This window comes from Enterobacter cloacae complex sp. S1, from assembly GCF_014930525.1.
Classification (GTDB): Bacteria; Pseudomonadota; Gammaproteobacteria; order Enterobacterales; family Enterobacteriaceae; genus Enterobacter; species Enterobacter hormaechei_C.
Window position 1 is genome coordinate 40,144 of the sequence record NZ_JADBRE010000020.1, and the last position, 12,665, is coordinate 52,808.

Here is a 12,665-nt window from a genome sequence, read left to right on the forward strand (position 1 = left end):
GCATCATGACACTCTTCAGAAATAATATTTAAACCGCACACGACCGCCATAACGATCGTCGTTCTTATCGCTTCCCTTTTTCGGCGACGCGTTCACCCACGAAGCGTAGGCACCCAGGTAAATGTTAAAGTTCTTCATCTTCATTACGTTGGGAATAAGGTATGACGCATGGACAGTGTGAATATCATACTCACCCGGATCGGTGATCCAGCAATCATTCTCACACTCTGCGTCAAAGGTTGAAGTGTTAAATTCGTCGATTTCGTTATGTGCATAAATATAGCCCAGGTCATGGTGAATCCGTAACCGGTGCGGTCAGACTGATCGACCCAACGACCCGCGTCATCCCGATAGCCATAAGCATTGTTGACCAGATTGGTTTCCATGGCGACGGCCATTGAGAACGGGCCGTCCTGCCACGAAATAACTGGCCGGACATAGGCGACGTTCTTATCATTTTCCAGTTCCGGCCATGGTAGCGCTGGTCGACGTACAGATCGCTGCCGTCTTTGAACAGCGTATTCAGCTCGAAATACCAGTTATCCAGCGTTTTACTCATCAGGAAGTTACCGCCGCTGTCGGTACGGCCACGCCCCTCTTTCAGCATATAAATGTAACCATAGCCGTCGCTATAAAGATCGTCCGCTGTATTGCCTGAGTATTCAACAAAGGTATCCTGGTTAAGCGGGAACATATCGTAGGCTTCAAAACGTCCAACTTTAATTTCCCAGTCGTTTTCTGCGCCAAAGAAAAATACCGCATCATCAAGGTACATTTGCCCTGCCAAATCGCCCAGTGGTTGTACAGAAAATCCGGCAAAATGGCCGTTATCCATTTTTCGGTAACCCTCAAACCCCAGCAAAATACGACCATTAATATCCCACCGTTCTTTATCTCCCGGCGCCCAGTCGCTATTAGCACTTTACTTAACAGAAGTCAGACTGCCGGTTTTGCTGGCAGCATCCATATTAAATTCCACATCGCCATAAAATTTTATATATCCAAAGCCCGAAAGCGTCAGCTTCGGTGGTGCGTCTTTATTGACGGGCTTTTCTGACTGGACGACCACGGGAGCAGCCTGCTGACTGGCCGCCTGCTGTTGTTTCAACGCCTCGATTTGCGCCTCCAGTTGCGCCAGTTTTTCATCTACGCTCGTCGCGCTTTGTGCCGCAAAAAGAGAGCCAGAACAGAGTGCCCCCACGAGGACAACCATTTTTTTTAATTGCATAGAATCCATCCTGAAATAAAAGTGAATACCCAAAGTGATGGGCCACTCTATTTCGTCTAAATGCTTTTCGGCAGGCTATTATGTTTTTTGTTATGTCGCTTTGTGTGACCTTCACAGAAAGTTATTCGCGGAATGTAATAAAGAAACACAATCCCGCTCACAGAATTAAAAAAGGTTGCAACCCATAAGCCTGGTCAATATTCATGGCGTGCCCTGACAGGATATTTAATTAAAATCATTCCCCAAAAAACATTCCCCGAGTAAATAGTTTTCGGCGCGCTTCTCACGTCCGGGCGCGGCGGTAAATTGTCTGGTAATGCGCAAAATGGGATATCTAACACGCGAAGCGGGCAATATTCGTCTAAGGTTTTCAGGTGATTGACGACAGCGGTGACGCTGCCCAGCGACGAATGGAGATGAACCGATGATAAAAACTCGAATGCTACGCCCTGGCTTGTTACACCTTACGTTGGCAGGCGCCCTACTCGGTGTTACCGCATTTGGTTATGCTGAAGACCAGCCAACGAGCCAGCAAAGCTCACCTGATATTCTCCTTGGCCCCCTCTTTAATGAAGTACAGAGCGCCAAACTGTTCCCGGATCAGAAAACCTTCGCGGATGCCGTTCCCAAAAGCGACCCGCTAACCATCCTGGCGGATTACCGGATGCAGCATACCCAGTCCGGTTTTGACCTGCGCCACTTCGTAGAGATGAATTTTATCCTGCCGAAGGAAGGTGAGAAATACGTTCCCCCTGAAGGCCAGAGCCTGCGCGAACACATAGACGATCTGTGGCCTGTACTGACCCGCACCACTGACAAAGCGAACAAATGGGACTCCCTCCTGCCCCTGCCAAAGCCCTATGTCGTGCCGGGAGGACGCTTCCGCGAAGTCTATTACTGGGACAGCTATTTCACCATGCTGGGGCTGGCCGAGAGCGGCCACTGGGATAAGATCGGCGACATGGTGGACAACTTCGCTTACGAGCTTGATACCTGGGGCCATATCCCTAACGGTAACCGCAGCTACTACCTGAGCCGCTCTCAGCCGCCGTTCTTCTCGCTGATGGTGGAATTGCTGGCCACGCATGACAGCAACGCGTTGAAGAAATACCGTCCGCAGATGGAGAAAGAGTACGCTTACTGGATGGAGGGGGCTGATGGGCTCCAGCCTAGTCAGGCGAACAAACGCGTGGTGAAGCTGGATGACGGCTCGATCCTCAACCGCTACTGGGACGATCGGGACACGCCGCGCCCTGAGTCGTGGCTGGATGACGTGACCACCGCCAAAAATAACCCTAACCGTCCGGCCACCGAGATTTACCGCGATCTGCGCTCTGCCGCGGCCTCGGGCTGGGATTTCAGCTCCCGCTGGATGGACGATCCACAGAAGCTGGGTACCATCCGCACCACCAGCATCGTGCCGGTGGATCTGAATGCGCTGATGTTTAAGATGGAAAAACTGCTGGCCCGCGCCAGTCAGGAAGACGGCGATAACGCCAGTGCAAGTAAATACGACGCGCTAGCCTCCGCACGTCAGAAAGCCATGGAGAGCCACCTGTGGAACGATAAAGAGGGCTGGTATGCGGATTACGATCTGAAAACCGGGAAGGTGCGTAATCAGCTGACGGCCGCAGCCCTCTTCCCGCTGTACGTGAAGGCCGCATCACAGGATCGCGCCGATAAAGTGGCCGCAGCCGCGTCGTCACGCCTGCTGAAACCGGGCGGTATTTCTACCACCACCATCAACAGCGGGCAGCAGTGGGATGCGCCGAACGGCTGGGCGCCGTTGCAGTGGGTAGCGGTGGAAGGGTTGCAGAACTATGGTCAGCAGAAAGTGGCGATGGACGTAACCTGGCGTTTCCTGAAAAACGTTCAGCATACCTACGATCGCGAGAAGAAACTGGTTGAGAAGTACGATGTCTCTTCGACCGGTACCGGCGGTGGCGGCGGTGAGTATCCGTTGCAGGACGGTTTCGGCTGGAGTAACGGCGTGACGCTCAGGATGCTGGACATGGTCTGTCCGAAAGAGAAGCCGTGCGACAGCGTACCGGAGAATCAGCCTGCGGCAAACGATGATGTTGCACCTGCGAAACAGGCGGCGCAGTAGCGCCCCTCACCCTGACCCTCTCCCCGGTGGGGCGAGGGGATGGTTCCGTGCAATAGATTGGCCCGGTAGCGAAGCGCCACCGGGCTTTTTTCAGAAGCTGTAACTCGCCCCGACCTGGAACGTGCGGTCACGGCCTATCCAGCAGTTGGTCGCGTCATAACAGGTGAGCGTCTCTTTGTTGGTGACGTTCTGCGCGCTCGCTTTCAACGTCAGCCCCTCCAGCGATGGCGCCAGCTCGCCCATGCGGTAAGACGCCGCCAGATCGTATTGCGTCGTACCGCCCAGCTTGCCTGCGTCGTTGGCTGGCGAGATCTCCATCGGCCCGGTGTAGCGTGCCCCTGCCCCCAGCGTTAACCCTCTCAGCGGCGTGCTGTCTAAGGTGTAATCCCCCCACAGATTAAAGGCGTTCTCAGGGACCTGCGTCGGTCGTTTGCCCTGATACTTGTCATCTTCGGTATTGATGGCATGGGTGTAGGCATAGTTGGCAATCAGCGTCAGGTTATCCGTTGGACGACTCATAGCGGAAAGCTCCGCGCCTTTCGATTCCACTTCCCCGGTCTGGCGATAGTTGAGGAAGCCCGGATCGCTGGTCACCACATTTTTCTGACGAATGTTAAACACCGAGGCGGTGAAGGTGGTTGCGTATTCCGCCAGCAGGTATTTCACCCCACCCTCCACCTGCTTGCTGGTGGTGGGCTTAACGTCTTTCGCGGTCAGCGTGCCCTGCGGCGATACCGGGGCGAACCCTTCCGAATAGCTGATAAACGGCGAGAGACCATTGTCGAAGGCATAAAGCGCGCCCAGTCTCTTGGTGAGGCGATCCTGCGATACCCAGGCTTTGTCACCGTTTTGCAGATAGTTGGTGGTGACAGAACGGTAGTCGTCATAGCGCAGGCTGGCCAGCACGTTCAGCCCGCCAAACGCAATCTGATCCTGGAGGTAATAGCCATTCTGCTGATAGCTGAGACGGTTTTTCTGCGCGGTTTCAAGCCCCAGCGCATCGTTATCGATCTGCGAGTGATCCGGATTACGCATATCGATACCCGGTGTGGACGAGGCGTAACGATAATGGAAGTGAGAGTTCAGCTTCTGGTAGTCAAAGCCCGCCAGCAGATGATGTTTCCAGTCCCCCAGCGCGACGGTTCGGGTGATCTGGTTATCAATGTTGAAGCTCTGTAAATCTTCATCCGTGGTATAGGCGAAGCGGTTAAGCTGGTAGAACTCGCTGCCCGTCCCGGTGGAATAGGCGCTGCGCTGGTGGGTGTCCACGTCAAAGTAGCGCGCTTTCTGGCTAAAGCCCCAGCCACTGTCAAACTCATGTTCAAAGCTGTAGCCCAGCATCCACTGACGCTGCTTAAAGCCGCTCCACTCATCCCCGGCATAGTCACGACGATCGGCGTATTTAGACCGCAGATAGCTAAGCGGCATCGGATCAGACGGCGTCAGGCTCGGCGTATTTTGCGCCAGCGCGTCAATGGTCAGGCGCGTTTTGTCGTCCGGCTGCCAGGTCACGGAGGGGGCCACCAGATAGTTTTCATAGCGCGTGGTGTGCGCCTGTTCGTCACTCTCTGTCGCTTTACCCAGCAGGCGATAGTTCCAGTCGCTGGTCGCAATCTGCCCCGTGGAATCCAGGTACCCCTCTTTCAGATTGCGGTTTCCGGTGTTAAAGCCCAGTTCTGTTTTCGCCTCTTTCTGCGGCTTTTTACTCTGAATATTGACCAGCCCGCCCGGGGAGCCGCCGCCATACAGCACGGATGACGGCCCCTTCAGAATATCGACGCTCTCAATCAGCAGCGGATCGATTCGCGCTTTAGTGTTCCCGGTGACGTTATAGGGAAGTTGCAGGCCGTTGTAGAACTCCTGCTCGACGTTAAACCCGCGGATTTTGTACTCGCTCATGTAAGAGGTGCTCCCGCGCACCTCCGTGGAAACGCCCGGCGCATAGCGCAGGATCTCGTTTACCGAACTGGCGTGCCGCTGCTCAATCTCTTTAGCGGCAATGGTGTTGATCACCTGCGGCGTTTTACTTTCCGCGACGGCTGATTTCGTGGCGCTGTTGGTCCAGGCAGGGAGCGCGCTGCCCTGCTCTGTACCGGTCACCACGATGGTGGGTTCTTCTGCAAAAGCCTGTGTTTGCAATGCCAGCGTGACGGCGCCTGCCAACGCGCATAACGCAAAACGTGAGGTGCTCATAGTGTCGTCTTGTTATTAGATGGTGTTGGGAACGCCAATTATTATCATTTCCATTAGCAAATCAATATCGGCGGAGAAAAACAGATCGTTTGTATTAAGTTTCATGCCAGCGTGCCGATAACCCAGAGACAGTCTGTCATCTATCGAGGAGCCATCTGGCGTGAGTAGCTACAGTGAGCAGTTCCTGAAACAAAATCCGCTGGCTGTATTAGGGGTGTTACGCGACCTGAAAAAGGGCGAGGTGCCGCTGCGCATCAACTGGTCAACCAGCCAGTTTATCAGCAAGATCCTGGACGTGACGGCAGAACACCTGATCGTGGATCTGGGTAGCCAGAGCGAAGAAAACCGTGCCGCGCTACAGGCAGAAAACCTCTCGGTGATGGCCGAAACGCAGGGGGCTAAAGTCGAGTTTATACTGCCCCGCCTGACCACGATCGCGTACCAGGGTTTGCCTGCGTTTATCGCTCCCCTGCCCGCTAACCTCTGGTTCGTGCAACGCCGCGAGTTTTTTCGCATCAGCGCCCCGCTTCACCCGGCCTATTTCTGTAAGGCAAAAATGCCGGACAAAAAAGAGATCCGCTTTCGTCTCTTCGACCTGTCACTGGGCGGGATGGGCGCGTTAATGGATACGCCGAAGCCGGAAGGACTGGTGGAAGGCATGCGTTTTAGTCAGATTGAGCTGGATATGGGCGGATGGGGACGCTTCTGGTTTGACGCCCAGCTGATTGCCATCAGCGAGCGTAAGGTGGTGGACAGCAAAAACGAAACCATTACCACACCGCGACTGAGCTTTCGCTTTCTGAATGTCGGGCCAGGCGCCGAACGCGAACTACAGCGCATCATCTTCTCACTGGAGCGTGAAGCGCGGGAACGCGCGAACAAAGTGCGCTGAAAGGCGTCGGGCAGCATGCTGCCGCCCGACAAAGGCGTTACATGGCGTCCATCGCTTTCTGTACTTTCCAGATATAACGTGGAGCCTGTGCTGACGGATGATTCTTCACAACGTGCTCGAAGAATTCATCTTTATCCATATCGTTAATCTCTTCTATCGCCTCTTTGCGATCGGATGAGAAGGTTCGGAGCAGCGCGCCGGCTCCGTTAACGTACGACACCACCAGCGCATATTGCATCACTTCCGGATCGTCAATCCCCTTCAGAATGCCATGCTCGAGAATGCTCAGGTAAGCGGTTCCCATAGAGATATTACGTTCCGGGTTTTTCAGCTCGCTGGTGGATGGCTGTCCCTTCCAGCCCATGTAGCGATAGACCTCTCTTCCCGCCGTCGAGGCTTTTAACTGCATCAGCCCCACCGCATTCGATTTACTCACCAGCGTCGGGTTGCCGCCGGACTCCACGGCAATGATCGCCGTGATCAGACGCGGGCTCACGCCCCAGGCCTTCCCGGCTTGTTCGCTGATCGGCATCCACTGCATGGCCCGCTTTACCGGCACTTCAGGGTTCCAGGGGGGATTTTGATAATCATGTTTTGAACTACAGCCAGCGAGCAGCACAATCAAAAAAGCAAACCATCTCAATTTCACGTCATCTATCCTTATAGCCGGTCATCGCGGTACGTCGCCCCTTGAAGCAGGCGGCGTATAAGCGGCATGATATAGACAATTAGATTCTCATTCAGCAAGGAATTGCCATGCCTCAGTTTCATCTCATCGCACCGTCAGGCTACTGCATCAACCAGGAGGCGGCACAGCGGAGCGTTCAGCGCCTGCTGGAAATGGGCCATCAGGTAAAAAATCAGACAATTATCCCCCGCCGCATGCAGCGTTTTGCCGGTACCGAGGCGCAGAGACTGAGTGATATCAACAACCTGGCGACGCTGGAAGGTGAAAACACCATTGTGCTGGCCGTGCGCGGCGGCTATGGCGCAAGCCGGCTGCTGGAGAGCATCGACTGGGCCGGGCTGGCCGCGCGCCAGCAGCAGGATCCGCTGTTAATCTGCGGACACAGCGATTTCACGGCGATCCAGCTCGGCCTGCTGGCTTTGCATAACGTCATTACCTTTAGCGGCCCGATGCTGGCCGGCAACTTTGGTGCGCCGGAACTGGATGCGTTTACGCAGGACCATTTCTGGCGCGCCCTGCAAAACCCGACGTTCACCGTCGAGTGGCAAGGCAATGGACCGCACTGGGAATGTGAAGGACAGCTGTGGGGCGGCAACCTCGCGATGCTGGTGTCGCTGATTGGAACGCCGTGGCTACCGCAGATCACGGACGGCATACTGGTGCTGGAAGATATCAACGAACACCCGTTCCGTGTCGAACGTATGCTGTTGCAGCTGTATCACGCCGGGATTCTGGATCGGCAGTCGGCCATTGTGCTGGGCAGTTTTAGTGGTTCAGCCCCCAACGATTACGATGCGGGCTATTCCCTGGAGACGATGATTGATTTCATTCGTTCCCGGCTGGATATCCCGGTGATCGCCGGTCTGGATTTCGGCCATGAGCAGCAAACCGTTACCCTGCCGCTGGGTGCCCAGGCGCACCTTGTACACGATAATTCAGGCAGTCGGTTAACAATCAGCGGTCATCCGGTCTTAAAGGCATAAAAAAGCCGTTATTCCCCCTCAATAAAACGCAGTTAACGTTGTTATTATGTTAGGGTTTTAATAACAGCGTTCACATTGAGGTGGGAGTAAGACGACATTGGGTGCCACAGCGATAATCAGTCTTTTCATTCTGGGTTCCATCCTGGTAACCTTTAGCATTTTATTAAGTTCATTTTCATCGCGTCTTGGCATACCTATTCTTGTCATTTTCCTGGCTATCGGCATGCTTGCCGGGATCGACGGTATCGGCGGTATCCCCTTCGATAATTACCCTTTCGCCTATATGGTGAGTAACCTCGCGCTGGCGGTGATTCTGCTGGACGGCGGAATGCGCACCCAGGCAAGTTCGTTTCGCGTTGCCTTAGGCCCGGCGCTGTCTCTGGCGACCGTCGGCGTGCTGATCACCTCCGGCCTGACCGGCATGATGGCGGCCTGGCTGTTTAACCTCGATATAATGGAAGGCCTGCTGATTGGCGCGATTGTCGGCTCTACCGATGCGGCGGCGGTTTTCTCACTGCTCGGCGGCAAGGGGCTGAACGAACGCGTTGGCTCCACGCTTGAGATTGAATCCGGCAGTAACGATCCGATGGCGGTGTTCCTGACCATTACCCTGATTGAGATGATCCAGCAGCACGAAACCGGCCTGAGCTGGATGTTCGCCTGGCACATCCTCCAGCAGTTTGGGCTCGGGATTATCATTGGTCTCGGCGGCGGTTACCTGTTACAGCATACGATTAACCGTATTACGCTGCCTTCCGGCCTTTACCCGCTGCTGGCCCTGAGCGGTGGGATCCTGATCTTTGCCGTCACCACCGCGCTGGACGGCAGCGGTATTCTGGCGGTTTACCTTTGCGGTTTCCTGTTGGGCAACCGACCGATTCGCAACCGTCACGCCATCTTGCAGAACTTCGACGGTCTGGCCTGGCTGGCGCAGATCGCCATGTTCCTGGTGCTGGGCCTGCTGGTGACGCCGTCGGACCTGCTGCCTATCGCCGTACCGGCGCTGCTTTTGTCGGCCTGGATGATCTTCTTCGCCCGTCCGCTGTCGGTGTTTGCCGGGCTGCTGCCGTTCCGCGGGTTTAACCTGCGTGAGCGGATATTTATCAGTTGGGTGGGGCTGCGCGGCGCGGTGCCAATTATTCTGGCAGTGTTCCCGATGATGGCCGGGCTGGACAACGCCCGCCTGTTCTTCAACGTCGCCTTCTTCGTGGTGCTGGTGTCGCTGCTGTTCCAGGGGACGTCGCTGGGCTGGGCGGCGAAAAAAGCCAAAGTGGTGGTACCGCCCATTGGCTGGCCGGTCTCCCGCGTGGGGCTGGATATTCACCCTGAGAATCCCTGGGAACAGTTTGTCTACCAGCTAAGCGCCGATAAGTGGTGCGTGGGCGCGTCCCTGCGCGATCTGCATATGCCCGCTGAAACGCGCATTGCCGCCCTGTTCCGGGATAACGCCCTGCTTCACCCGACCGGCAGCACGCGGCTGCGTGAGAACGATATTCTCTGCGTGATTGGCCGCGAGCGCGACCTGCCGGCCCTCGGCAAGCTGTTCAGCCAGTCGCCCCCGGTGGCGCTGGATCAGCGTTTCTTCGGCGATTTTATCCTCGAAGCCAGCGCCCGCTTTGCGGATGTGGCGCTGATTTATGGCCTGGAAGGTGGACTGGAGAATCGAGATAACCAGCAAACCCTGGGTGAGATTATTCAGCAATTATTAGGAGCTGCGCCGGTCGTCGGTGACCAGGTGGAGTTTGCCGGGATGATCTGGACGGTAGCGGAGAAAGAAGATAACGCGGTGCGCAAAGTCGGCGTAAGGCCGATGGAGGAGGAGGCGGAGTAGCTGCTTTTTTGCCGGGTGGCGCTAACGTTTACCCGGCCTACGTTCGGGCTTTTGTAGGCCGGGTAAGGCGAAGCCGCCACCCGGCACACACACACACATGTTACACCGTCACAACAGGCACTCTTGGCGCCAGCGCGCACATCAGCTCATACCCGACGGTGCCCGCCGCAGCGGCCACATCATCAATTTTAACCTCGTTGCCCCACAGCTCAACCGGTGACCCGATCCCCGCCTGGGGACACGGCGTCAAATCGATGGCCAGCATGTCCATGGAGACGGTACCTACCGTGCCGGTGCGCACGCCATCGACCCACACCGGCGTGCCGCTCGGGGCGATGCGCGGATAACCATCTGCATAGCCCCCCGCCACGATACCGATGCGCTGTTCACCTGCTGCCCGATAGCGGCTGCCATAGCCCACCGTATCGCCCGCTTTCAGGGTTTGCACGCCGATAATCTCGCTTCGTAACGTCATCACCGGCTTCAGGCCGCTGTTGGCAATATCCTGCCACTGACCTGAGGGTGACGCGCCGTACAGTACGATCCCCGGACGTACCCAGTTGTAGTGCGCCTCGGGATGCCAGAGCGTTGCCGCTGAGTTCGACAGCGAGCGCGGACAGTCCAGACCTTCTGCCGCCTGCTCAATGCGGACCATAGCATCGGCAATGCCGTCCGGCTTTTCCGCATCGGCGAAGTGCGCCATCAGCGTCATCTCACCGACGTTTTTCAGCGCACGAAGCTGCTGCCAGACCGTATGCACCCGTTCAGGCTGGAAGCCCAGACGGTTCATCCCGCTGTTCACTTTGAGATAGATATCCAGCGGGGCATGCAGCTTCGCGTCCTGGATGGCCTTGATCTGCCAGTTACTGTGAACGCCGGTCGTCAGGCGGTACTTATCCAGCAGAGGCAGATCCTGCGCATGAAAGAATCCTTCCAGCAGCAGGATCGGTCCTTTCCAGCCGCGCTCGCGCAGCAGGATGGCCTCCTCCAGATTCAGCAAGGCAAAACCATCGGTGCCGCCGAGCGCACTCCAGATACGGTCGATACCATGACCGTAGGCGTTGGCTTTCACCACCGACCAGACACGAGAACCCGGCGCAGCACGGCGAACAATTTGCAGGTTATCCTTCAGCGCCTGCAAATCCAGCTGGGCCAGAATGGGACGGGACATGACGACTCCTTAATTATGCGCGCCGTGCAGGTGTTGTGGACGCGATGGGGTAAAGCCTGATTGATAGCGTGCGGCGCTCAAATCGTCAAACGGAATTGCCGGCGTCCGTCCGGAGATCAGGTCGCTCAGCAGCTGGCCCGAACCGCAGGCCATGGTCCAGCCAAGCGTGCCGTGGCCGGTGTTAGTCCACAGATTTTTGTATGGTGTACGGCCCACAATCGGCGTGCCGTCCGGGGTCATTGGGCGCAGGCCGGTCCAGAACGTCGCCTGCTCAATGAAGCCGCCGCGCGGGAAGAGATCGCCCACGACCATCTCCAGCGTTTCACGACGCGGTTTGAGCAGCTCGGTATTGAAGCCCACGATTTCCGCCATGCCGCCGACGCGGATCCGGTTATCGAAGCGGGTGATGGCGATTTTGTAGGTTTCATCGAGAATGGTCGAGACCGGCGCGCCGCTGTCCTCTTTCACAGGAATGGTCAGGGAGTAGCCTTTCAGCGGATAGACCGGGATATCCAGGATGCCTTTCAGCATCGCGGTTGAGTAGGAGCCAAACGCCATCACGTAGGCATCGGCTTTAATTACCTCTTCCCCACACTTCACGCCGTAAATCTTCTCCCCTTCCGACAGCAGTTTGTCGACAGAAGTATTGAAGCGGAATTTCACCCCGGCCTGCTCACACATGCGCGCCAGACGCTGGGTGAAAAGCTGGCAGTCGCCGGTTTCATCGTTCGGTAAACGCAGACCGCCCGTCAGCTTGTGCGCGACCTCGGCAAGCGCTGGCTCCACCTGCGCCAGCTGGCTGGCTTCCAGCAGCTGATACGGTACGCCAGCATCTTCAAGCACGGCGATATCGCGGGTCGCGTTTTCGTACTGTTGCGCGGTACGGAACAGCTGAAGCGTGCCGCCCTGACGCCCTTCATATTCAATGCCCGTTGAGGCACGCAGCGCCTTCAGGCAGTCGCGGCTGTATTCCGCCAGGCGCACCATGCGCCCTTTGTTTTCCATATAGTGGCGGGTGTCGCAGTTGCGCAGCATCTGCCACATCCACTTAAGCTGGAACTGCGTGCCGTCAAGGCTTATCGCCAGGGGAGCATGTCGCTGAAACATCCATTTGATCGCCTTCAGCGGAACGCCCGGGGCCGCCCACGGCGCAGCGTAGCCCGGAGAGATTTGCCCCGCATTCGCCGCACTGGTTTCCAGCGCCGGACCGGATTCGCGATCGATAACGGTAACCTCATGTCCCGCCTGACTCAAATACCAGGCGCTGGTTACGCCAACGACACCACTTCCCAGTATGACAACACGCATAGCCACTCCATTATGAGCAAAAGAACAATCATCTAATTACAGATTGATAACCTAGTTGAAAATATTATTCAACATATGACTTTTTTATGGTGACTCAACTCACATATCCCGCTGTATCAGGGGATGGCGCTTATTTGGGATCTCCTGCTGCGCGTTATTTTTAACCAGTAGAAAATTCTGTGAGCACCGCTTTATTTGCCGTATCGAAAACGCGAAATCGCAAAGAAAAAATTTCTGCGCCCCGCGTATTTGAATGGGGTGATC

8 protein-coding genes and 1 pseudogene are annotated in these 12,665 nt (G+C 56.2%); 4 read left to right on the forward strand and 5 right to left on the reverse strand.

Annotated elements, in window-relative coordinates; all coding sequences use genetic code 11:
* Positions 1-15 precede the first annotated feature (15 nt).
* Positions 16-1,228 (reverse strand): annotated as a pseudogene (locus tag IM290_RS14090) (carbohydrate porin).
* A 424-nt stretch (positions 1,229-1,652) separates the two neighbouring features.
* On the opposite strand from IM290_RS14090, the gene IM290_RS14095 reads away from it, so the two are divergent.
* Complete coding sequence (locus tag IM290_RS14095; protein WP_193042406.1) at positions 1,653-3,335, forward strand: alpha,alpha-trehalase; 1,683 nt, start codon at positions 1,653-1,655, stop codon at positions 3,333-3,335.
* Positions 3,336-3,425: 90 nt separating this feature from the next.
* Here IM290_RS14095 and IM290_RS14100 read toward each other — a convergent pair whose 3' ends face one another.
* Positions 3,426-5,528, reverse strand: a complete 2,103-nt coding sequence (locus IM290_RS14100; protein ID WP_193042405.1) for a TonB-dependent siderophore receptor — start codon at positions 5,526-5,528, stop codon at positions 3,426-3,428.
* Positions 5,529-5,688: 160 nt separating this feature from the next.
* On the opposite strand from IM290_RS14100, the gene IM290_RS14105 reads away from it, so the two are divergent.
* On the forward strand, positions 5,689-6,420 hold the full coding sequence (locus IM290_RS14105) for a flagellar brake protein (RefSeq protein ID WP_017384309.1): 732 nt from the start codon (positions 5,689-5,691) through the stop codon (positions 6,418-6,420).
* Between the two features lie 37 nt (positions 6,421-6,457).
* Here the strand turns inward: IM290_RS14105 and emtA are convergent, their stop codons facing one another.
* On the reverse strand, positions 6,458-7,069 hold the full coding sequence (emtA, locus tag IM290_RS14110) for a membrane-bound lytic murein transglycosylase EmtA (RefSeq protein ID WP_017384310.1): 612 nt from the start codon (positions 7,067-7,069) through the stop codon (positions 6,458-6,460).
* A 107-nt stretch (positions 7,070-7,176) separates the two neighbouring features.
* Here emtA and ldcA point away from each other — a divergent pair, with 107 nt between their 5' ends.
* Complete coding sequence (gene ldcA, locus IM290_RS14115; protein ID WP_193042404.1) at positions 7,177-8,091, forward strand: muramoyltetrapeptide carboxypeptidase; 915 nt, start codon at positions 7,177-7,179, stop codon at positions 8,089-8,091.
* A gap of 97 nt (positions 8,092-8,188) precedes the next feature.
* The gene (locus tag IM290_RS14120) at positions 8,189-9,922 is read left to right on the forward strand and encodes a potassium/proton antiporter (protein WP_017384312.1); all 1,734 of its coding nucleotides are present in this window, start codon (positions 8,189-8,191) and stop codon (positions 9,920-9,922) included.
* Positions 9,923-10,022: 100 nt separating this feature from the next.
* Here IM290_RS14120 and dadX read toward each other — a convergent pair whose 3' ends face one another.
* Together dadX and IM290_RS14130 are read right to left on the reverse strand one after the other, a co-directional pair.
* Positions 10,023-11,093 (reverse strand): catabolic alanine racemase DadX, encoded by a 1,071-nt coding sequence (dadX, locus tag IM290_RS14125; protein ID WP_193042403.1) that lies wholly within the window; start codon positions 11,091-11,093, stop codon positions 10,023-10,025.
* A 9-nt stretch (positions 11,094-11,102) separates the two neighbouring features.
* Entirely contained in the window at positions 11,103-12,401 is a 1,299-nt protein-coding gene (locus IM290_RS14130) for a D-amino acid dehydrogenase (RefSeq protein ID WP_015570317.1), read from the reverse strand.
* Positions 12,402-12,665 lie beyond the last annotated feature (264 nt).